Source organism: Nesterenkonia cremea (assembly GCF_014642675.1).
GTDB lineage: Bacteria > Actinomycetota > Actinomycetes > Actinomycetales > Micrococcaceae > Nesterenkonia > Nesterenkonia cremea.
In genome coordinates, this window is the sequence record NZ_BMIS01000002.1 from 60,997 (window position 1) to 82,493 (window position 21,497).

The window sequence follows — 21,497 nt, forward strand, 5'->3', positions numbered from 1 at the left end:
GCGCTCTGCCATAGGACGATGTCCCCGCCGAGCCGTAGGATGGGTGGACCACAGCGGGCAGGGCCGGGGGAAGCCTCGGTCCTTCAGGAGACTATGACGAAGAAACACGAGACCACACCCTCCGCCGACCAGGCGCAGCCGCAGCACGCCGAGCAGCAGGAGGAGACCAGCCAGTCCTCGATCGATGCGACCATCGAGCGCATCCTCGCGGCCGATGACACCAGCCGTCAGCGCGGCGTGTTGGATGAACGTGCCCGCGAGCTCTCCTCCGTGGAGGTGGAGCACGCAGACACCGACGGCGAGCAGTACGATCTCTTCGAACGTCGCTCGCTGCGCCGCGTGGAGGGACTCTCCACGGAGCTGGAGGACATCACCGAGGTCGAGTACCGCCAGCTGCGCCTGGAGCGTGTGGTGCTGGCCGGCATCTACGTGGGCGGACAGTCCGCTGAGGCTGAGCACTCGCTGCGTGAGCTCGCCGCTCTGGCCGAGACCGCTGGCTCCACTGTCCTGGACGGCTTCCTGCAGAAGAAGTCCACCCCGGATCCGGGCACCTTCTTCGGCTCCGGCAAGGCGGAGCAGATCCGCGAGGCCGTGGCCGAGGTCGGCGCAGACACGGTGATCGTCGATTCCGAGCTCGCCCCCTCCCAGCGCCGCGGTCTGGAGGACATCGTGAAGGTCAAGGTCATCGACCGCACAGGCCTGATCCTGGACATCTTCGCCCAGCACGCCCAGTCCCGCGAGGGTAAGGCGCAGGTGGAGCTGGCCCAGCTGGAGTACCTGCTTCCGCGTCTGCGCGGCTGGGGCGACTCCATGTCCCGTCAGGCCGGTGGCCAGGTGGGCGGCGCCGGAGCCGGTATGGGCTCTCGCGGCCCCGGTGAGACCAAGATCGAGCTGGACCGTCGTCGCATCAACCAGCGGATGGCCAAGCTGCGCCGCGAGATCGCGAATATGAAGCCCGCCCGTGAGGCCAAGCGTGCCAACCGGCGTCGCAATGCAGTGCCCTCGGTGGCCATCGCCGGCTACACCAACGCCGGCAAGTCCTCGCTGCTGAACCGCCTCACCGACGCCGGTGTGCTGGTGGAGAACGCCCTGTTCGCCACGCTGGATCCCACGGTCCGCAAGGCCAGCACTCCGGACGGCATCGGCTATACACTCTCGGACACGGTCGGGTTCGTCCGTGCCCTGCCCACCCAGCTGGTGGAGGCCTTCCGCTCCACCTTGGAGGAGGTGGCCGACGCCGACCTCATCCTGCACGTGGTGGATGCCTCCCACCCGGAGCCGGAGGGGCAGATCGCCGCAGTGCGCCAGGTCCTCGCCGATGTCGAGGCCCATGAGGTGGACGAGATCATCGTCCTGAACAAGGCCGATGCCGCCGAATGGGACGTGGTGGAGCGCATCCGTCGCCGCGAGCCCCACACGGTGTTGGTCTCGGCCCGCACCGGCGAAGGCGTGGAGGAGCTCAAGGAGCTGATCAGCCAGTCCATCCCGCGGCCCAACGTGCCGCTGGAGCTGCTGGTGCCCTATGCCGACGGGGACATCGTCTCGCGTCTGCACGCCGAGGACGTGGAGATCCTCTCCACCACCTACACCGAGGAAGGCACACAGCTCAGCGTCCGGGTACGCCCGGAGATGACTGCTGACCTGGCGAAGTACCAGGTGACTGCGTGACCGAGACAGCCACCCGGTCCACCGGCTACACCCAGTCCCTGCAGCTGCTCGACCACGCCGTCTCCGCCATGGGCGGGGTCAAGCGTGAGGGGCAGTCCGAGATGACCAAGACGGTGGCCATGGCGCTGCGGAAGAAGCGGCACCTGCTGGTCCAGGCCGGCACCGGCACCGGTAAGTCCCTGGCCTATCTGGTGCCCGCCGTGGTCCATGCTTTGGACTCCGAGCGCCCGGTGCTGATCTCCACGGCCACGCTGGCTCTGCAGGCCCAGATCATGGGCCGGGACCTGCCGCGGCTGCTGGAGAACCTGGACGAGGAGCTGGAGAGGCCGGTGGACGTGGCTCTGGTCAAGGGCCGGGCCAACTATGTGTGCAAGCACAAGCTTGACGGCGGCTTCCCCGAGGAGGACGACGATCAGGCGCTGTTCTCCGTGGCCGCGGAGCCCGGCGGCGGCGTGAGCACCTTCGAGCCGAGCTCCCGGCTGGGCAAGGAGATCGTCATGCTGCGCGAATGGGCGCAGACCACGGAGACCGGAGACCGCGATGACCTGCCCGAGGGTGTGACCGATCGCGCGTGGCGGCAGGTCTCGGTCAACGCCGTGGACTGCATCGGCGCGCGGAAATGCCCGATGGCGGCGGAGTGCTTCTCCGAGCTGGCTCGGCAGGAGGCCCAGGACGCCGACCTGGTGGTCACCAATCACGCCATGCTGGCCATCGACGCTTTCGAAGGTCTGGAGGTGCTGCCCGAGCATGATGCGGTGATCGTGGATGAGGCCCATGAGCTGGCCGAGCGGGTGACCTCTGCGGTGACCGCCCAGCTGTCCTCGCAGATGATCCAGGCGGCTGCCTCCTCGGCCCGCAAGCACACCGCCATCAATGTGGAGGGACTGCAGAGTGCGGCCACAGCGGTGGAGGCCGCCTTCCACCTGGTGGAGTCCGGGCTGCTGCCCCGTGGGCTCAACCCGCAGCAGTCCGAGGCCGTGGAGCTCGCCCGCAATGCCGCCCGCACGGCGCTGTCGGACTCCAAGCCCTCCGGGGATGCAGAGGCCGACGCCGGCCGCAAGACGGCCCGAGCTCGGCTGCAGGCGGTGCAGGACACCGCCAACCGAATGTTGGAGTCCCCGCAGACCCCTGATGTCATCTGGTTGAGCCGGCCGGGAAGCTTCAGCCCGGGCAAGGGCTATCAGGAGGCCTCTCTGGAGGAGTCGCCCCTGATCTATGTGGCGCCCACCTCTGTGGCGGCGCGTCTGCGCGAGGGCCTCTTCGGGGACCGGACTGTGGTGCTGACCTCAGCCACGCTGACCATCGGCGACAGCTTCGACCCGGTGGCCGGGTCCCTGGGCCTGGTGGGGGAGAAGGCCCCGGACTGGGATGCCGTGGATGTCGGCAGTCCCTTCGACTACCCCAAGCAGGGGATGCTCTATGTGGCCCAGCACCTGTCGGCGCCCTCGCTGAAGACTGCCGAGCAGCAGCGTGATGAGCTGGCAGGTCTGATCGAGGCCTCGGGCGGGGCCACCCTGGCGCTGTTCTCCTCACGCCGTGCGGCGGAGGATGCGGCCGAGGACCTGCGGGAGCGGCTGAATGTTCCCATCCTCTGTCAGGGCGACTCGACGATGTCCGCACTGGTCAAACAGTTCGCCGAGGAGGAGGAGACCTGTCTCTTCGGCACGATGAGCCTCTGGCAGGGAGTGGACGTCCCCGGGCGGTCCTGCCGGCTGGTGGCCATCGACCGGATTCCGTTCCCTCGGCCGGATGACCCGCTGAACAGTGCGCGCAGCCAGGAGATCGCCCGCAGCGGCGGCAACGGATTCATGCAGGTGGCAGCCACCCATGCGGCCACGCGGCTGGCTCAGGGCGCCGGACGCCTGATCAGGACCGCCGAGGACCGCGGAGTGCTGGCCATCCTGGACTCACGGCTGGCCACCGCCCGGTACGGCGGCTTCCTGAAGAAGTCCATGCCGGACTTCTGGGCCACCACCGACGGTGACGTTGCCCGAGGCGCTCTCTCCCGCCTGGCCACGGGCTGAGCGGGAGAGAGCTGAGCGCTCAGAGGCTGCGCAGCACGGTGACGACTTTGCCCATGATGCTGGCCTCGTCACCCAGGATGGGTTCGTACATGCGGTTCTGCGGCAGCAGCCACAGGTGCCCGTCCCTGCGCTTGAGCGTCTTCACCGTGGCCTCCTCATCCAGGAGTGCTGCGACGATATCGCCGTTCTCAGCATCCTGCTGGCCACGCACCACCACCCAGTCGTCCTCGAAGATCCCGGCCTCGATCATGGAGTCTCCGCGGACCTGAAGCATGAACAGCTCGCCCTCACCGGTGAGCTGGCGCGGCAGCGGCATGACGTCCTCCACCTGCTGCTCAGCGAGGATCGGACCGCCGGCGGCGATGCGTCCCACCAGAGGCACATCGGCGGTGCGCGAATCAGAGTCTGCCCGGTAGGCGTCCAGATCGGCCACCGGTGCAGCGGACTCGGCAGCCTCCTGGCCGGCCTCCTGCAGGAGCAGCTGACCGGAGGAGTCGCGGATGACCTCCATCGCCCGGGGCTTGCCGGGCACACGCTTGAGATAGCCCATCTCCTGCAGGCGAGCCAGCTGGTGAGTCACCGAGGAGAGGGAGGCCAGGCCGCAGGCATCGCCGATCTCACGCATGGACGGCGGGTAGCTCCGCTCCGCCAGTGACTCCTGGATGATGTCCACGATGCGGCGCTGCCGCTCGGTCAAGCGGGGGACGGTGTCTCCCTCTGCTGTGTTCCTGGCCATTGCTCTGCCTCTCTTGCCGTTGCGGACACCCTGGAGGAGTGCCCTGCAGATCTGCCTGTCACGGATTCATGTCAGTGCCTGCTGATGGACTGTGCCGTATTCGAAGATATGACCAGATTACTCGAAATCGTAGACGTGTTCCATGATTTTCGAGGCCGCGCCTGGAACATACTCGAAGATATGTGCTAAAAATAGAACACAGGTTCGAAAGAGAGGATCCATCATGCACACCACGATGCGGCTCACCCGACGCGGTCGACTGCTGGTCTTCGGCATGCCCGCCCTGGCTCTGCTGACTGCCTTCGTGGTCGGGATGTTCTTCCTGGCCGGTGCACTGGTCAATCAGGCCCAGGCGTCCTCCGCCGAGGTCCCCGGTGTCAACGCTGAAGAGGTCCAGGTCGGTGCCGGCGACACCCTCTGGGACATGGCCTCCGAGGTGGACTCCGATCAGGAGGTCCGCGAGCTGATCTCGCAGATCGCGGAGCTCAACGGGCTGGAGAGCTCCGAGCTGGAGCCCGGCCAGACCCTCTTCGTCCCGGTGGAGGACTGACCCGCGCACTGAAGCCGACCGGGCTTCGCCGATAGGATGGCCGGGTGACGACACCGCAGGAAGACTCGAAGAAACAGCGCTCCCAGAAGCTCGCGGCCCTGCCGCTGCGTGAGGAGCTGCGCGGGCAGGAGCCCTACGGCGCTCCTCAGCTCACCGTCCCGGCCATGCTCAACGTCAATGAGACGACCTATGACGTTCCCGCCGATGTGGTGGAGGCGATCACCGAGCAGGTCCGGCGCGCGGCCACCGAGCTGAACCGCTATCCGGACCGCGAGTTCACCGCCCTGCGGGAGAAGCTCGCCCACTACCTCAGCCGGGAGAGCTCATTGGAGGCTCCGCTGAGTGCGGAGAGCATCTGGGCCGCCAACGGCTCCAACGAGATCATGCAGCACATCTTCCAGGCTTTCGCCGGGCCGGGGCGCTCCGTGCTCTCCTTCCCTCCCACCTACTCCATGTACCCCCTCTACGCGCGGGGAACCTACAGCGACTACATCGCCGGTGAGCGCGAGGAGGACTTCACTCAGTCGCCCGAGAGCGTGGCGCAGCAGATCAGGGCCCACCGTCCCAATGTGGTGATCCTCTGCTCACCGAACAACCCCACCGGCACCGCCCTCAGTCTGGATGTGGTCGAGGCCGCCTATGAGGCCGGTGAGGATTCCCAGGCCATGGTCATCGTCGATGAGGCCTACGGCGAGTTTCGGCAGCAGGGCACCCCCTCGGCGCTGGAGCTGCTGCCCGGCCGCGAGAGGCTCATCGTCTCCCGGACCATGAGCAAGGCCTTCGCCCTGGCCGGGGGGCGGCTCGGCTATCTCGCCGCAGCCCCCGAGGTCGCCGACGCCCTGCGTCTGGTGCGCCTGCCCTACCACCTCTCAGCCGTCACCCAGGCCGCCGCAGAGGCCGCCCTGGACCACAGCCAGGCGCTCATGGCCAATGTGGAGCGCATCAAGACCCAGCGTGACCGGATCGTCTCCGAGCTGGGGGAGATGGGCCTGGATCCGAAACCTTCTGACGCAAACTTCGTCTTCTTCGGGGGTCTGCAGGACGAGAAGACGGCCTGGCAGCACCTTCTGGAGGACGGCATCCTCATCCGCGATGTCGGGATTCCCAGGCATCTGCGGGTCACCGCAGGAACCGAGGAGGAGACCACCTCCTTCCTGGAGTCGCTGCGGCAGCACCTCGCGGCCGAGTCTCCCCGTGCAGCGGCCCGCGGATAGACTGGCTGACTATGGGAGCAGAACAGAACCAGGCGCAGCTGATCGGTGACCGTGTGGCCGAGATGGAGCGCATCACCAGTGAGTCCAGTGTGAAGGTCCGGATGGATCTCGACGGCACCGGCCGGTCGAACATCAGCACCAGCGTGCCGTTCTACGACCATATGCTGACCGCCCTGGCCAAACACTCGCTGATCGACCTCGACGTCGAGGCCACCGGCGACACCCACATCGACGTCCACCACACCGTTGAGGACACCGCCATCGTCCTGGGCGAGGTGCTGCGCACCGCTCTGGGTGATAAGCGCGGCATCCGCCGCTTCGGCGAGGCCACCGTCCCGCTGGACGAGGCCTTGGCCCACGCCGTGGTCGACGTCTCCGGGCGTCCCTACCTGGTGCACAGCGGTGAGCCGGAGGGCCAGCAGTACCATCTGATCGGCGGCCACTTCACCGGTTCCATGACCCGCCACGTCTTCGAGGCGATCACCTACCACTCGGGGATCTGCCTGCATATGCGCCTGCTCGGCGGCCGGGATCCGCACCACATCGTCGAGGCGCAGTTCAAAGCCTTCGCTCGCGCCCTGCGCGCCGCCGTGGAGAGCGACCCCCGAACCGATGACATCCCGTCCACGAAGGGAGCCCTCTGATGGCGGCACCCGAGGTCGTCGTCCTCGACTACGGCTCGGGGAACGTCCACTCGGCAGTGCGCGCCCTGGAGCGCGCCGGCGCCTCCGTCTCCCTGACCCGGGACACCGATGCCGTGCTCAACGCTCATGGCCTCGTGGTCCCGGGCGTGGGCGCCTTCGCCGCCGTCATGGACGCGCTGAAGGCCATCGATGCTCCGCGCTGGATCGGTCGCCGCATCGCCGGTGGACGACCGGTCCTGGGCATCTGCGTGGGACATCAGATCCTCTTCGAACGCGGCGTGGAGCACGGCATCCCCGCCGAGGGCATGGGGGAGTGGCCCGGTGAGGTCACCGCCCTTCCCGAGGACGCTGTGGTTCCGCACATGGGGTGGAACACCGTCCGTCCGCCGGAGGGCAGCGTGCTCTTCGAGGGCATCGAGGACGAGCGGTTCTACTTCGTGCACTCCTACGCGGTGCAGAACTGGAGCTTCGATGTCACCATCCCGGAGATGTCCCAGCCGAAGGTGACCTGGTCCCACCACGGCGCCGACTTCATCGCGGCGGTGGAGAACGGGCCGCTCTCCGCAGCACAGTTCCACCCGGAGAAGTCCGGCGACGCCGGCATGCAGCTGCTGCGCAACTGGACCACCAGCCTGTAGAGGAAAAAGAGAGAGACTCATGACTGACACTGACACCACTGTGCCCGGCGGCGTTCCGGCCCTGGAGCTGCTGCCCGCCGTCGACGTCGCCGATGGTCAGGCCGTGCGCCTGGTCCAGGGCGAGGCCGGCTCGGAGACCGGCTACGGCGATCCGCTCGAGGCCGCACTGACCTGGCAGCAGCAGGGCGCTGAGTGGATCCACCTGGTGGACCTCGACGCCGCCTTCGGCCGCGGGAACAACCGCGAGGTCATGCGCCGGGTGGTGGATGAGATCGACATCAAGATCGAGCTCTCCGGCGGCATCCGAGACGATGAATCCCTGGACCGAGCCCTGGAATTCGGCGCAGCCCGGGTCAACCTGGGCACCGCCGCCCTGGAGGATCCGGACTGGACCGCCCGCGCCATCGAGCGTCATGGCGATGCCATCGCAGTGGGCCTCGACGTGCGCGGCGAGACGCTGGCCGCCCGCGGCTGGACCAAGGAGGGCGGCAACCTCTGGGAGGTCCTGGAGCGCCTGGAGAGCGCCGGCTGCCCGCGCTATGTGGTCACTGACGTCACCAAGGACGGCACCCTGCGCGGCCCCAACACCGAGCTGCTGGCCCAGGTCAGCGCCAAGACCAACAAGCCTGTGGTGGCCTCCGGCGGCATCTCCTCCATCGAGGACGTCCAAGCCCTGGCCGCCATGGTCTCCTCCGGAGTGGAGGGCGCCATCATGGGCAAGGCCCTCTATGCCGGCAAGTTCACCCTGCCCGAGGCGCTGAAGGCGGCTGCACAGTCCGCATGAGCGGCAACGAGCTTCCCGGGCACATCGCGGCGCTGCTGCAGCGGCAGAACCGCGATGAGGACGGACACGCCGCCGACTCCGCGGGGATCACCTGGGAGGGGCGCGACCTCTCCGGTGAGGGCAACCCGCTGCACACCTTCGACGGCGACGACGGCCTGGCCGCCCCCAGTCTGGTCCGTGCCCGGGAGGCTCTCATCGCCGGTGAGGCCGCTGAGGCCGACTTCGTGGCGGCCCTGGCCGGTGTCCGGCTCTTCGTGCCGGTGCTGGCCACCGGCGAGGGCGACGCCGAGCACGGGGATAAGCAGTCCGACATCTCGCTGATCAGCATCCGTTCCAAGGACGGGCGGCGGACCATGCCGGTCTTCTCCTCAGTGGAGGCGCTGACCGGCTGGCACTCCGAGGCCCGGCCCGTGGCCGCAGAGACCGAGCGGGTCATGCTGGCCGCCCTGGCCGAGGACGCCGAGCTGGTGGTCCTGGACCCCGGCTCCGAGCTGGCCTTCGTGGTTCGTACCCCTGCCGTCACCGCCCTGGCCCAGGGCAAGCAGTGGACGCCGGCCTATGCCGATATGGAGGTGGCCCAGGCGCTGGAGGGGATCCTGCCCGAATGCCCAGGGGTCCAGCGCCTGGAAGTCCGCCCTGCCCAGGGCATCGCCTCAGTGACCGTCTCAGGCCGGCCGGTGGCCGGCGGCGGTGCGGGGCCGGAGCTGCTGGTCGGCGTCGTGCCCGAGCACAGCCTGGATGAGGTGGATGTGCGCCTGGCGCTGGCCAGTGTCCAGGCTGCGCTGGGCGATCTCCAGCTGCTGCGCGAGCGTGCCGATTCGGTCACGCTCACTGTTCTTCCTCAGCAGCCTCCGCGTTAGCCACCGTCTCCTGGATCTGCACGCAGATCTGTTGCAGCACTGCGGCCTGCTCATCGTCCAGGGCCGGGTGGAAGAGCTGCTTGATGTGCTGTCCGTGCACGGCGCGAGCCTCCTCGAAGACGGCCACACCCTCCTCGGTCAGCTGGGCGGTCATGCCGCGGCGATCGTTCGGATCGGTGCACCGGGTGATCAGCCCACGGGTCTGCAGGGCTTTGACCTGGTAGGACAGCCGTGAGGGGGAGAAGACCATGCGCTCAGCGAGTTCGCCCATGCGCAGCTGGTTGCCCCCGGCCTCAGCCAGCAGGAGCAGCAGGTTGTAGTCGCTCAGCCGCAGGCCGGTGGTGGAGAAGAGCCGCTTCTCCATGCGGTCGCTGATCACGGCGGAGGTCTCGAAGAAGGCGCGCCAGGCGTGGGCTTTGGGGGAGAACCCGGTGAGATTGTGCTGGGCGGACATCCCTTACACCTCCCGATAAGCGTGTGCCGACACGAAGAATGGCCCGGCTCGTACAGAGCCAGGCCATTCTATCCGGTCATGCCGCAGAGGGCTCAGGAGTCGGTCTTGAGGACCTCTCCGGTGGCCACATCCACGTAGACCTCGACGTCGTTGGCCAGCTCGACCTCCCAGACCACTGTGCCGTCCTCGGTGTCCAGCTCGGCCTGTTCCACCTCAGCGCCGCCCTCCTCGGCGGCGGTGGTCAGGGCCTCGATGATGTCGATCTCAACAGCCTCGGCCTTCTCCTGGTCGTCACTGTCGATGCCGTCGTCCTCAGTGTCGATGATCTCGAAGCTCTCGCGGTCCACCTCGAGCTCCCACTCGGTCTGACCGTCATAGACGAAGATCTCGAAGTACTCGTCATCGGTGTCCAGCTCGGTGACCACGCCGTCGGGGTACTCGTCCAGAGCGGCCTCGATGGCCTGGAACAGCGGCTCATCGGGCGTCTCACCGTCCTCATCCTCGGTTGCGGCGCCATCCTGCGCGGCCTGGTCGTCGGCGTCATCCTGCTGGTCGTCCTGGGCTGCGTCCTCCTGAGCGACGTCGTCCTGGTCGTCAGCCTGATCGCCGTTCTCAGTGCCCACGGTGACCGGCGAATCCGGCTCACCGTTGCCCTCGGTGTCCAGGGCGTCGTCGGGGCCGCAGGCGGTCAGTGCCAGGGCGCCGACGGCGGCCACGGAGAGGAGTGCGAAGGGGGCCTTGCGAGCGGTGGTCATCTCTGTATTCATCATGACTCCATTCTGCGGATGCCGGATGAGAAGACGATGAGACGTCGCAGGGGCGTCGTGTCTCAGTGGAGTTTCGCCTCAGTCGACCCTCATTCGCCGGCGCCCTCATCCGGCGGGTTGTCCGGGTCGCCGCCGATGTTGTTGTCGCGCAGCGGGTCATCGCCTTCGGGGACGATGGCCGCGTTGTTGGCGTCGATGACAGTGGTGCTCTCGGTGCCGGTGCCCTCCACGGTCACCGTCCAGACCACCAGCCCGTTCTCGCGGGGCTCCAGCGTCGCCTCAACGATGTTGCCTGAGGCCTCGCTTCGCGCGATCTGCATGGCGCGCAGCATCGGCACCTCAGCGTTCTCGGCGAGCTCGAGGAGCTCCTCATCGGCCTCGGTCTGGCTGACCTCTTCGACGTAGTGCTCGCCCTCCTGGTCGGTGGCGGCGCTGACCATGGTGTCCTCCACCAGGACGTCGACCACCATGCCGGTCTCGCCCTCCTCGCGCTCAGCGGTGAAGCCCACGGCCTGGCCCTCATGCTCGGCGATGACGGTGTTGACCGCCGCCATGCCCACGTCCTGGGAGATGTCGATGTCCTCGGTGCCGTGCGGGTTCTCTGCCGAAGGCTCGGCCGAGGGGAGGTAGGTGTCGTCCTCATCCACGTCTTCGGGAAGCTCCGGGACGGCGTCGTCATCAGCGCAGGAGGCCAGCAGAGAGGCGGACAGGAGGATGCCCAGCACGGCGGAGGAGCTGCGCACAGGGCGGGACGAGGAGCCGAAGAGATGCATATCCCCATATCTACCGCGATCACCTCCACACTCACTGAATATGACCTGGAGGAGCAGGAGATGCCCATTGCACCAGCATCGGGTTCTCCGGGCGCAGCAGAACTGCCCGCCCGGGCACCGGACGTCCCAGCACCGGCACCGACATGGCGAAGGCATCGCCCTGAGAGCGGTGGGTGGGGCTGAGCAGCATATTGCTCGGGCCGCCGCGGGCACGGTGGGCCCAGGGGATGGTGCTGAAGACTGAGGCTCCGGGTGCGGCGGTGGCCACCACGCGGACTCCGCGCAGCAGCAGCTGCTCCACCCTCTGATGCTCGGCCGGGCCGAGCCGGTCGGCGTCGTCGATCAGCAGGACCGCCGGCAGGTCCTCCTCGCCGGGCGGGGGCCCCAGCTGGTCCGCGGGCTCCAGCTGCTCCCACCAGCGGAGGCGTTCGCCCAGCGGGGCGTCCAGCTGCTGGGTCAGCAGTCGCAGAGCTGAGGTCTTGCCCATCGCCCGGCTGCCGAGGATGAGGCTCACTGTCCCCAGTTCGAGGGCCGCTGGGGCGTGGGTGAACTGCGCGATGCCGATCACTGGTGCGGGGATGCTCCCCGGACCGTTGACTGTCTGCACCGTCGGCGCTCCGGGAAGTCGGTCCCAGGACAGCTCCTCAGGCAGCGGATGCACGCTGATCGGCGGTGGCGCTGACGTGGGCAGCCTGGAGTCCGGATCCGGTACCGGATCCTCAGCCGCCGAGACCAGCTGCACCTCCAATCCCGGGGCGGGATGCTGCGGATCCACCAGCACTCCGCGTCCGGGCAACGCATCCACCGGTCGCAGCTTGGGCCACATGAAGCTGGTGTCGGTGGAGACCCCATAGGGCAGATAGATTCGGGTGGGAACCCGTGCGCCCAGCTTGCCGCTGACCAGTTCGCGCCCGCCGGAGAGCACAGCAGAGATCCCGACGCCGTACCCTTCGCTGATCAGTGTGCCCAGTGCGTGATCCATCAGCCCGGGCCCGGAGCTCTGGGCGGCCATATGCCATTGGGCATGCCCACTCATCAGGATGATCAGCGGGGTCCGGTCGCGCTCGCGGCTGATGCGGCGCAGTGTCAGCTCTTCCTTCAGTGCGGCCAGCAGATGCTCCATCTCCGGCATATGTTCCTCGGTCACCCAGCTGCCCACTCGCGGGTGATCCCGCAGCTTCTCCAGGGAGCGGTCACCGTCCAGCAGGTAGAGGTGCACCGGCTCCTCGCCGGCCAGCAGCTGAGCGGCCACGGCGCTGAGCGCCTGCACCCCTCCGGAGCTTCCCTCGCCGATCAGTGCCATGCTCCGCGGGGTTCCTGGGCGGAGGTCCAGCGGCCACTGATCCTGCCGGGAGGGGTCATCGACGGCGGCGAGCATCGGTGCGGATCCGCGCTCCCCGGAGCCCGCTGTGGCCATCACCTCCTCAGGAAGAGCGGGAAGCAGGGGAGTGTGCGGCCGCCGTCGGGCATCCCCGACGCCGTCCAGCAGTTTCACGATCCGTGGTGCGGTGTCCTCCCAGTTCCCGTCGGGCGCAACCGGTGGAGGGGCTGAGGCAGGTTGGGCGCTCAGCCGTTCGGAGCCGGAAATCAGCCGGGCGGATTGGAAGGGCAGCGGCGCCTCTCCGGGCCGGCGGATGATGCCACGGCCCGGAAGGTCTCGGGGGATATGTCCGGCCTCGGGGGTGCCCACCAGGTCCTGGGACTCGTCCTCGCCGCGCAGCCGCAGGGTGATCACCGATCCGATGTTCGCGCGGATGTCCGGGGTCACCACGCCCTGGGGACGCTGGGTGGCCAGCACCAGATGCAGTCCCAGGGAGCGGCCCAGCGTGGCAAGTCGCATGAGCTCATCCATCGTGTCCGGGAGCTCATGGGAGAAGATGCGGAACTCATCGATGACGATCAGCATACGGGCCAGCGACTTCTCCGACTCCACCCGCCGGTATTCGGCATAGTCGCCGGCGCCTGCCTCCAGGAAGAGCCGTTCGCGGCGCTTCAGCTCCGAATGGATGCCCTCCAGCGTCCGTTCGGCCTGAGCTTGGGAGAGGTCGGTGACCAGCCCCAGGGAATGCTCCAGGCGGTCGATGGTCTGGAAGGTGGAGCCGCCCTTGAAGTCGAAGAGCACAAAGTTGACCTCCTCCGGTCCGTAGGCGGCCGCCCAGCCGAGCATCAGGGACTTCAGCAGCTCAGACTTTCCGGATCCGGAGGTCCCGGCCAGCAGGATATGAGGACCGTCGTTGACCAGGTCCAGCATCTCCGTCCCCTCGGTGCCCCGGCCCAGCTCAGCGATCAGACTGCGGCGGGCCGAGCGGGCCATCAGCGGATCCGGCAGCGCGGCATCGTGCTGGCGCGGAATGCCCGGCGCACCGCCGCCCTCGGTGCAGTGAGGCAGAGCCAGGCGCAGCAGCTCGGCCATGGTCTGAGCCGCAAGCCCGTCGGCCTGCAGCTGGTGGGCCCGGTCGGTGGCGCCCTGCTGGTCCTCCTCGCGGTCCTCCGAGATGCCGGGCTCCACCGTGCCCTCCACCAGATCCACCCGCTGCAGCTGATCCTGCGGGGACGGAGCGCGCTCCGCCTCCAGAGCCCCGGGGGAGGAGGTCACCACATGCCAGCCTCGGGCCGCAGCACGCTGCACCAGCAGTGTGCCGGTGCCCTCCGGGGCGATCAGCACGCCGGGCGGTCCCTCGGAGACGACCTTCGGCAGGTCCTCCGCCCGCAGCTGGGCGGGCGGCAGGATGCCCACCTGGTCCAGGTCCTCGACATCGGCGGGCAGCTGAAGTCGCACATCCGGGACCAGCAGCAGCGGAGGCCTGCTGCGGGCGGGCCGGATCAGCAGCTGCAGCAGGATCCACCGCAGCAGGCGAGTGACCTCCCGCTGATGCCCGCTGAGCAGGGTGTGGGTCCCCGCCGCCAGGCACAGTGCGGCCCCGGTGCGGACCGGCGTCTCCGGCGGAGCGGCGGCGGTGGAGGTGGGAAGCTCCAGCTGAGAGGACACCAGGGCGGTGCCCAGCCGGACGGTGGCGGCCGGCATCGGGGCGGTGGCGCCCTCGCGGAGGATATGACTGATGCGTCCCGGAGTGGGCAGAGTGAGGTCGCGGCGTCGGCCCCAGATCTCGGCGGCCTCCTTCAGGGCGCGCCGATAGCGCCGGCGTCGCCGGGCCGCGTCGAGCACAGTCCCCAGCGCCACCAGGGCCGAGGCGGCGCTGAAGAGCAGGAAGAACCACATGCCGGTCACCGTCACCAGCACGATGCCGGCCACCAGTGGGACCAGGGCCATCACCAGCATCATGCGGTGTTTGCCCTCCGGAGGCTCGCCGTCCACCAGTTCGGCCGGAGTCGGCCAGCGTCCGCCGGCGGCCGGGACGGGTCCGCGGAGCAGCTCGAAGGTGCTGGTGCCCAGGGTCAGAGGTTCTCCGCTGGCCCAGGGGAGGGACCTGCCGCCGTCCTGGACGCGGATGCCGCGTTCGCCGATGTCCAGCCTCACCTGGTCGCGGCCCAGAGCCGCGTCGGCTACTGCGATGTCACCGGCGCGGCCGATGCTGCGGCTGCCGCGGGTCAGCGGCAGGAGGCGGCCGGCGTCGGGACCTTGGTCGATGCACAGCCACAGCCCGGCGGTGCGGGATGACCTGCCTCCTGCGGCCGTCAGAGGCTGTGGGGAGAGGACCACCACCATGCCGGGGTGGATCTGCGGAGCATCGGCAGGCAGATCGGACAGCGGTGTCCCTGCGGTGCTGCTGTGCAGCTCTCGGCCGCTGCTTCTGGCGAGGTGGGGGAGCTGCTCGGCGATCCACTCCAGCAGAGCAGTGTGCAGCTGGGCGCCGCTGGGTGTGCGCAGCCCGCTCATGGCCAGGCGCAGCTCATGGGGCATGCGGCCTGCGCAGCGGTGCAGCGCGGCCCATTCCTCGGGCCTCAGGGCGGCCGGGGCGTGGACCACGGTGATGGTCAGAGACATGCGCCGCATCCTAGGGCGGCGAGCGGCACCCCGCAGCCGAGTTCTCCGATCCTGTGGAGATCATTCCATCTATACATGGAATATTCATTGTTTATCCACAGATTCTCCAGCTTGCTGGAAGAAAACGTTCAGGAGTGGTTGAGTAATTCCGTGTGAAGCACTGAATGCTGTGGTTGCCGAAGGGGAGGGAGGGCGCGGATGGACGCGTTGGCCATCGTGGAGAGCGAAGTCCGCGAGCAGATCCGTGAACGCGGGCTCGACCCTGCCGCCGACCGCCCCAGCGTCAGCGATCTCGTGGAGACCGCAGTCGGGGAGTATGACAAGCGCTCCCTGCTGACCACGCTGCCGCTGCTGGGCCCCATCGACCGGGCGGTGAAGCAGGTGATGGACTCCGTGGCGGGTTTCGGAGAGCTGCAGCCGCTGCTCGATGACAGCTCCGTGGAAGAGATATGGATCAACGGCGCCAATGAGGTCTTCGTGGCGCGCAACGGACGCTCCGAGCTGACCTCGGTGACGCTGAGCGAGGACCGGCTGCGCGACCTGGTCGAACGGATGCTCAAATCCTCGGGCCGACGGTTGGACCTCTCCTCACCATTCGTCGATGCCTCGCTGCCGGACGGGTCTCGGCTGCATGTGGTCATCCCGGACATCACACGGCGCTGGGCGGTCAACATCCGCAAGTTCATCGCCCGCGCCTGCTCTTTGGAAGACCTGACGGCCTCCGGCTCGCTGAGCTCGGCGGCGGCCGGCTTCCTGGAGGCCGCAGTGGCCGACGGCTGCAATGTGCTCGTCTCCGGAGCCACTCAGGCGGGCAAGACCACCATGCTGAACTGCCTGAGCTCGGCCATCGGTCCGCGGGAGCGGGTCCTCACGGTGGAGGAGATCTTCGAGCTCGACGTCCCGCTGCGCGATGTGGTGGGGATGCAGTGCCGTCAGCCCAATCTGGAGAACGAAGGCGAGATTCCGCTGCGCCGGCTGGTGAAGGAGGCGCTGCGGATGCGCCCGGATCGGCTGCTGGTCGGGGAAGTTCGCGAGGCCGAGAGCATGGATCTGCTCGTGGCTCTGAACAGTGGCCTGCCGGGCATGTGTACGGTCCATGCCAACAGTGCCAGAGATGCTCTGACCAAGATCGCCACGCTTCCGCTGCTCTCCGGGCCCAACGTCACCCGAGACTTCATCCTCCCCACGGTGGCCTCCTGTCTGGACCTGGTGGTCCACTGCGTGCGCGACCATCAGGGGCGGCGGTACGTGGAGGAGATCCTCGCCGTGGGCTCCCGGGTGGAGTCCGGCACCATCGAGACCACCACACTGTTCAGCCGTCAGGACGGTGAGCTGGTGCCCTCAGGTGCTCCGCTGTTCGACCTGCCCAAGCTCTCGGGGCAGGCGCGCCGACAGCTCGAGCGCGAGGGCGCGATCGGATGAGCCTGCTCCTCGGTCTCTGCCTCGGCCTCGGTCTGCTGTGCATCTGGTGGTCCTTCTGGCCGCGGACGCGCAGGCCTGCGCCGCGCAGCAGACGCCCGGGGAGGATCCAGAAGCTGCTGGCTGAGGCCGGTCACCCACGCCTGACTGTGCCGGCGGTGCTCGCCGCGACCTTCTTCTGCGCCCTGACGGCCTTCCTCGCCGTGGTGCTGCTGACCCAGGCCCTGCCGGTGGCGCTGTGCTTCAGCCTCTTCGCCTCGGCGCTGCCCTGGGCCGCGCTGAACTGGCAGGCCTCCAAGCGACGGGCAGTGCTGCGTGAGCTCTGGCCCGACGCCGTGGACCACCTCCGCTCTGCGGTCCGCGCCGGGATGTCCCTGCCTGAGGCGCTGTCCCAGCTCGGACAGTCGGGTCCCGAACCGCTGCGTGAGCCCTTCGCCGAGTTCGCCCGCGACTATCGCTCCGGCCAGACCACAGAGCTGGCCCTGCAGCGGCTGCGCGAACGGCTGGCCGACCCGGTGGGAGACCGGATCGTGGTGGCGCTGAACATCGCTCGGGAGGTCGGCGGCTCGGATCTGGGCAAGCTGCTGAGCACGCTGGCCGAATTCCTCCGCGAGAACGCCCGCACCCGCAGCGAGCTGGAGGCCCGGCAGAGCTGGACCCGCAATGCGGCCAAGCTGGCGGTGGCGGCTCCCTGGATCGTGGTGCTCCTGCTCTCCACCCAGCCGGAGGCCGCCGAGGCCTACCGCGGGATGACCGGACTGGCCGTGCTGGGCGCAGGTCTGGCGATCTCCGCCCTCTGCTACCGCGTCATGCTGCGCCTGGGCGCCCTGCCGAGCGAGGAGCGGGTCTTCGCATGACACAGACGACCATCTGGGCGGTGGCTGCCGGGCTGGGACTGGGGCTCGGCCTGGTCCTGATGCTGCGCTCGCTGCCGGTGACGAACAGGCCCAGCTTCGAGGAGCGGGTGGCGCCCATGCTGCGCTCCTCGGCCGCGGGCGGCGTCGACCTCTTCGCCGAGCCCCGCAGCCTGGTCTCGCTCTCAGTGGCCCAACGGATCTTCGGCCCTGTGCTGCGGGAGGCGCTGAAGCAGCTGGACCGGTTCAGCATCGACGCCGAGCAGCTGCGCCGCCGGCTGGACCAGGCCGACGCCGGCATCTCCGTCAGCGAGTACCGCATCCAGCAGCTCGGCTGCGCCGCAGGTGGTGCGCTGCTGGCCGCTGGGACCAATGCCGTGGCCTTCTTCAGCGGCAGCTTCTATGGGCTCCTCGCCCTGATCAGCATCCTTGTGCTCACCGTTCTGGGCTTTGCGCTGCGGGACAACCTGCTCTCTGCCCAGGTGCGACGCCGCCAGTCCCGGATGCTCTCCGAATTCCCGACCATCGCCGAGATGATCGCCCTGGCGGTCAGCGCAGGGGAGAGCGCACCCGGCGCCTTCGAGCGGGTCAGCAGAGTCTCCCGGGGCGAGCTCAACTCTGAGCTGCGCAAGGTGCTGGCCCAGGTCCGCTCCGGCACCAGCTTCACCCAGGCGCTGAAGCAGATGTCCGCGCGGGTCCAGTCACCGCCCATCTCACGATTCCTCGAAGGGATCATCGTGGCCATGGAGCGCGGCACACCGCTGGCCGATGTCATGCACGCCCAGGCCCAGGACGTGCGAGACCTGGGCAAGCGCGAACTGATGGAGACCGCCGGGCGCAAAGAGCTCAGCATGCTGGTCCCGGTGGTCTTCGGAATTCTCCCGTTGACGGTGATCTTCGCACTCTTCCCAGGGCTCGCCCTGCTGTCCATCGGGCCCTGACCTCCGCTGCGCCGCCGACCGACCACAGACCTGACCACTCATCATCCACAACAGAAGGGGACACTATGCTGAAGCAGCTTCACACCGAGGAACGGGGCGATGTGCCCGGATGGGTGATGATCTGCCTGATGTCGGCCGTGTTGGTGGCCGGACTCCTGGCCATCGCCCAGCCCGCCCTGCAGAGCCTGTTCAACGATGCCATCGACCAGGTCTCCCAGTGACAGGGAGCGTGCGCTGAAGCACCAGGGCGCCCTGAGAGAGGAGCGCGGGGCCGCCACGGCTGAGTTCGTCATGGTCTCGGCCCTGCTGGTGCTGCTGACCATGATGATCCTGCAGCTGGCCTTCCTGGTCCACGTGCGCAACACCCTCATCGACGCCGCCTCCACCGGGGCCCGGCTGGGAGTGCTGCATGACCGCACGGCGCAGGACGGGGCTGAGCGGACCGCTGAGCTGATCAGCGGATCGATCACCGCCGCCCATGCCGAGGACATCAGCTACGAGTACGTGCCCAGCGGCGAGGGCCGGAGCCTGCGGATCACCGTCAGGACCCAGGTCCCTCTGCTGGGTCCGTATCTGGGCGCGGGGGAGCTGGAGGTCAGTGGGAACGCCTATGAGTTCGACTGAGCCTCAGCGCCCTCCCACACTGCTGCGAAGACTCCATGAGGAGGAGACGGGATCCTCCCTCATCGAATTCACCCTGCTGGGCACGCTGCTGCTGATCCCCGTGATCTATCTGCTGATCGCCATCTCCACAGTGCAGGCCGCCGCCTATGCCGGTGCCGGCGCTGCAGACCAGGCTGCCAAGGTCTTCGTGTCCTCCTCCGCAGAGGGGCAGGAGCGTCAGCTGCGCAGCGAGGCCGCCGTGGAGGCCGCGCTCGCAGACTTCGGCGTGGACTCCGCCCGCGCCGAGGTCAGCCTGGACTGTCCCGCGGGATCCTGCGAGCAGAGCGGAGACATCGTGGCCTTCACAGTAGAGATCAGTGTGCCGGTGCCGCTGGTTCCGGCCCTGGGCTCCTGGCAATCCACCCTGGTCACCGTCAGCTCCACCTCGGCCCAGGTGCAGAGCGGATGAGCGTGTCCGAACTGCAGCGCGAGGACCGGGGCCAGTCCTCTGTGGTGATCCTGGGCATGCTGGTGATCCTGCTGCTGACTGCGGCCGTGGTGGCCGGGGCCACAGCGGTGAATCTGGAGGCCCGCAAGCTGCTCAGCGCGGCCGACGGCGCTTCCTCGGCTGCGGCGCAGAGCGCCTCGGCGGCCGGAGCCTCACCGAGCCTCAGCGAGAACCAGGTCCGAGCCGCGGCCCAGGACTATCTGAGCGACAGCGGCGCGTACCAGCGCTTCACCGCCGTGGAGATCACCCAAGCCTCCACCGCCGACGGCGGCGCCACCGCCCAGGTGGAGCTGGCGGCCGCTGTGGAGCTGCCCATCCTCAGCTGGGTGTTGCCCGCTCAGGTCACCGTCACCGCCGAATCCCACGCCCGGGTGAGCCTGAACAGATAGCGGCACCGATCGGACAGACAGGCATCTCCACGGCCCTTCCTGATGAGCGATCCGGTCATTGATAGCGGGATATCTGGTGCGATGTGGACTATTCGGCTCATCACAGCGCAGGGTGTCTACGGTGGAGAGGGTCACGCGCACCGCCTGCCTAGGAGATACCCATGAACTCAGGCTCGCAGGATGACTCGCAGGTCATCGCCACCTCCTCCGGGCGCGGAGCCCGAGTGCTCGGCGCCATCGAACGGGTCGGCAACAGGCTTCCCCATCCGCTCTACCTCTTCCTGATCATGGCCGCGCTGGTGGCGGTGGGATCCACCATCGCCCACGCCTTCGGCGCCCAGACTATGGACCCCGCCACCGGAGAGCCGCGAGCCGTGGAGGGGCTGCTGACCGCAGACGGGGCGGTCTATGCGCTGACCAGCATGATCGAGAACTTCGTCTCCTTCCCGCCGCTGGGCCTGATCATCACCGTCATGCTCGGCATCGGGCTGGCCGAACGGGTCGGGCTGCTCAGCGCCTTCATGCGAGGTGCGGTCTCCTCGGCTCCGCCCTGGGCGCTGACCTTCGTGGTGGTCATCGTCTCCATCATGGGCAATCTGGCCTCCGACGCCGCCATGGTGATCATTCCGCCTCTGGCGGCCGTGGCCTTCTACGTGGTGGGCCGCCACCCGCTGGCAGGCTTCGCGGCCTCCTACTGCGCCGTCATCGCAGGTTTCAGCGCCAACTTCATGATTGCCGGAACCGATGTCCTGCTGGCCGGCATCACCACCTCCGGAGCCCAGATCGTGGACCCGGAGATGACGGTGACCCCGCTGGCCAACTGGTACTTCATGGCCGCGTCCACCCTGGTGCTGGCCGTGGCCATCACACTGACCTGCACGCGCTATCTGGAGCCGCGTCTGGGCTCCTTCACCGGTCATATCGATGTGGACACGGAGGCTCCGATCACGCGCGAGGAGAAGCGGGGCATGTCCTGGGCCGGGGCCGCGATGGTCAGCTTCATCGCTCTGGTGGCCGCCGTCGTGATCCCAGGGGGCTCTCCGCTGCGTGGGGAGGACGGCGGCGTCCTTCAGTCGCCCTTCATGGACTCCATCCCGGTGCTGATCCTGTTCTTCTTCATCATCGGTGCGGTCACCTACGGTGTGGTCTCCGGCTCGCTGACCAGCGCCTCCGAGGTGCCGCAGCATATGGCCGATGCGCTGAAGGACCTGGTGCCCTTCATCGTGGTCATCTTCGTGGCCGCCCAGGCCATCGCCTGGTTCGACTGGTCGGGTCTGGGCATGCTCGTGGCCACCAGCGGCGCAGAAGCCCTGGAGGCGGGCAACCTGGACGGAATGAGCGGGCTGGTGCTCTTCAGCATCTTCGTGATCATCCCCAACTTCTTCATCCTGTCAGGCTCTGCCCAGTGGGCCCTGCTGGCCCCGATCTTCGTGCCGATGTTCATGATGGTCGGCATCGACCCGGCCTACACCCAGGCTGCCTTCCGCATCAGCGACTCAGCCTTCAACCCGCTGGTCCCGGTCAACCCGATGCTCCCGGTGGTGCTGGGCCTGATGCAGCGCTTCGCCCCGAAGAGCGGCCTGGGCACGCTGTTCAGCATCGTGCTGCCCTTCACCGTGGTGGTCTGGGTGGTCTGGATGATCCTCTTCCTGATCTGGGGCGGCTTCGAGCTGCCCATGGGCCCCGGCCATGAGCTCTACCTGGACTGATCCGAATCCGAGAACC

Annotated in this window: 21 protein-coding genes; 16 read left to right on the forward strand and 5 right to left on the reverse strand. The window is 68.2% G+C overall.

Annotated features, from left to right (window positions below; genetic code table 11):
• The first annotated feature begins 93 nt into the window (after positions 1-93).
• Both hflX and IEW85_RS02535 read left to right on the forward strand, forming a co-directional pair.
• Positions 94-1,668 (forward strand): GTPase HflX, encoded by a 1,575-nt coding sequence (hflX, locus tag IEW85_RS02530; protein ID WP_188682571.1) that lies wholly within the window; start codon positions 94-96, stop codon positions 1,666-1,668.
• Entirely contained in the window at positions 1,665-3,692 is a 2,028-nt protein-coding gene (locus tag IEW85_RS02535; RefSeq protein ID WP_308420859.1) for an ATP-dependent DNA helicase, read from the forward strand. Before hflX ends, IEW85_RS02535 begins: the two co-directional genes overlap by 4 nt.
• Before the next feature lie 19 nt (positions 3,693-3,711).
• Here the strand turns inward: IEW85_RS02535 and lexA are convergent, their stop codons facing one another.
• Complete coding sequence (gene lexA, locus IEW85_RS02540; protein ID WP_188682572.1) at positions 3,712-4,428, reverse strand: transcriptional repressor LexA; 717 nt, start codon at positions 4,426-4,428, stop codon at positions 3,712-3,714.
• A gap of 223 nt (positions 4,429-4,651) precedes the next feature.
• On the opposite strand from lexA, the gene IEW85_RS02545 reads away from it, so the two are divergent.
• Genes IEW85_RS02545 through IEW85_RS02570 form a run of 6 tightly spaced genes read left to right on the forward strand, consistent with a single transcriptional unit; the run spans position 4,652 to position 9,118 of the window.
• Positions 4,652-4,978, forward strand: a complete 327-nt coding sequence (locus IEW85_RS02545) for a LysM peptidoglycan-binding domain-containing protein (protein ID WP_188682573.1) — start codon at positions 4,652-4,654, stop codon at positions 4,976-4,978.
• Between the two features lie 44 nt (positions 4,979-5,022).
• Positions 5,023-6,192, forward strand: a complete 1,170-nt coding sequence (locus tag IEW85_RS02550; RefSeq protein ID WP_188682574.1) for a histidinol-phosphate transaminase — start codon at positions 5,023-5,025, stop codon at positions 6,190-6,192.
• A gap of 11 nt (positions 6,193-6,203) precedes the next feature.
• The gene (gene hisB, locus IEW85_RS02555; protein WP_188682575.1) at positions 6,204-6,836 is read left to right on the forward strand and encodes an imidazoleglycerol-phosphate dehydratase HisB; all 633 of its coding nucleotides are present in this window, start codon (positions 6,204-6,206) and stop codon (positions 6,834-6,836) included.
• Positions 6,836-7,474: an imidazole glycerol phosphate synthase subunit HisH gene (hisH, locus tag IEW85_RS02560; protein WP_188682576.1), complete on the forward strand. Its 639-nt coding sequence runs from the start codon at positions 6,836-6,838 to the stop codon at positions 7,472-7,474. The genes hisB and hisH overlap by 1 nt, the downstream gene beginning before the upstream one ends.
• Positions 7,475-7,493: 19 nt before the next feature.
• Positions 7,494-8,258, forward strand: a complete 765-nt coding sequence (gene priA, locus IEW85_RS02565) for a bifunctional 1-(5-phosphoribosyl)-5-((5-phosphoribosylamino)methylideneamino)imidazole-4-carboxamide isomerase/phosphoribosylanthranilate isomerase PriA (protein ID WP_188682577.1) — start codon at positions 7,494-7,496, stop codon at positions 8,256-8,258.
• Positions 8,255-9,118: an SseB family protein gene (locus IEW85_RS02570; protein ID WP_188682578.1), complete on the forward strand. Its 864-nt coding sequence runs from the start codon at positions 8,255-8,257 to the stop codon at positions 9,116-9,118. The genes priA and IEW85_RS02570 overlap by 4 nt, the downstream gene beginning before the upstream one ends.
• On the opposite strand, the gene IEW85_RS02575 is transcribed toward IEW85_RS02570, so the two are convergent.
• The 4 genes from IEW85_RS02575 to IEW85_RS02590 all read right to left on the reverse strand — a co-directional run bounded on the left by IEW85_RS02575 (position 9,087) and on the right by IEW85_RS02590 (position 15,058).
• Positions 9,087-9,572, reverse strand: a complete 486-nt coding sequence (locus tag IEW85_RS02575; RefSeq protein WP_188682579.1) for a MarR family winged helix-turn-helix transcriptional regulator — start codon at positions 9,570-9,572, stop codon at positions 9,087-9,089. The two genes, IEW85_RS02570 and IEW85_RS02575, sit on opposite strands and share 32 nt — an antisense overlap.
• A gap of 92 nt (positions 9,573-9,664) precedes the next feature.
• On the reverse strand, positions 9,665-10,342 hold the full coding sequence (locus IEW85_RS02580; protein WP_188682580.1) for a PepSY domain-containing protein: 678 nt from the start codon (positions 10,340-10,342) through the stop codon (positions 9,665-9,667).
• An 86-nt stretch (positions 10,343-10,428) separates the two neighbouring features.
• The gene (locus IEW85_RS02585) at positions 10,429-11,112 is read right to left on the reverse strand and encodes a PepSY domain-containing protein (protein ID WP_188682581.1); all 684 of its coding nucleotides are present in this window, start codon (positions 11,110-11,112) and stop codon (positions 10,429-10,431) included.
• 31 nt (positions 11,113-11,143) lie between these two features.
• The gene (locus IEW85_RS02590; protein WP_188682582.1) at positions 11,144-15,058 is read right to left on the reverse strand and encodes an FtsK/SpoIIIE domain-containing protein; all 3,915 of its coding nucleotides are present in this window, start codon (positions 15,056-15,058) and stop codon (positions 11,144-11,146) included.
• A gap of 198 nt (positions 15,059-15,256) precedes the next feature.
• On the opposite strand from IEW85_RS02590, the gene IEW85_RS02595 reads away from it, so the two are divergent.
• The 8 genes from IEW85_RS02595 to IEW85_RS02630 all read left to right on the forward strand — a co-directional run bounded on the left by IEW85_RS02595 (position 15,257) and on the right by IEW85_RS02630 (position 21,481).
• Complete coding sequence (locus IEW85_RS02595; RefSeq protein ID WP_188682583.1) at positions 15,257-16,480, forward strand: TadA family conjugal transfer-associated ATPase; 1,224 nt, start codon at positions 15,257-15,259, stop codon at positions 16,478-16,480.
• A complete protein-coding gene (locus IEW85_RS02600; protein ID WP_188682584.1) occupies positions 16,477-17,334 on the forward strand; it encodes a type II secretion system F family protein in 858 nt (285 codons plus the stop codon). The genes IEW85_RS02595 and IEW85_RS02600 overlap by 4 nt, the downstream gene beginning before the upstream one ends.
• Entirely contained in the window at positions 17,331-18,272 is a 942-nt protein-coding gene (locus IEW85_RS02605; RefSeq protein WP_188682585.1) for a type II secretion system F family protein, read from the forward strand. Before IEW85_RS02600 ends, IEW85_RS02605 begins: the two co-directional genes overlap by 4 nt.
• 65 nt (positions 18,273-18,337) lie before the next feature.
• On the forward strand, positions 18,338-18,493 hold the full coding sequence (locus IEW85_RS02610; protein WP_188682586.1) for a hypothetical protein: 156 nt from the start codon (positions 18,338-18,340) through the stop codon (positions 18,491-18,493).
• Positions 18,468-18,896: a TadE/TadG family type IV pilus assembly protein gene (locus tag IEW85_RS02615; protein WP_188682587.1), complete on the forward strand. Its 429-nt coding sequence runs from the start codon at positions 18,468-18,470 to the stop codon at positions 18,894-18,896. Before IEW85_RS02610 ends, IEW85_RS02615 begins: the two co-directional genes overlap by 26 nt.
• Complete coding sequence (locus IEW85_RS02620) at positions 18,883-19,344, forward strand: hypothetical protein (RefSeq protein ID WP_188682588.1); 462 nt, start codon at positions 18,883-18,885, stop codon at positions 19,342-19,344. The genes IEW85_RS02615 and IEW85_RS02620 overlap by 14 nt, the downstream gene beginning before the upstream one ends.
• Complete coding sequence (locus IEW85_RS02625; protein ID WP_188682589.1) at positions 19,341-19,772, forward strand: pilus assembly protein TadG-related protein; 432 nt, start codon at positions 19,341-19,343, stop codon at positions 19,770-19,772. Before IEW85_RS02620 ends, IEW85_RS02625 begins: the two co-directional genes overlap by 4 nt.
• A gap of 161 nt (positions 19,773-19,933) precedes the next feature.
• Positions 19,934-21,481: an AbgT family transporter gene (locus tag IEW85_RS02630; RefSeq protein ID WP_188682590.1), complete on the forward strand. Its 1,548-nt coding sequence runs from the start codon at positions 19,934-19,936 to the stop codon at positions 21,479-21,481.
• Positions 21,482-21,497: the final 16 nt, after the last annotated feature.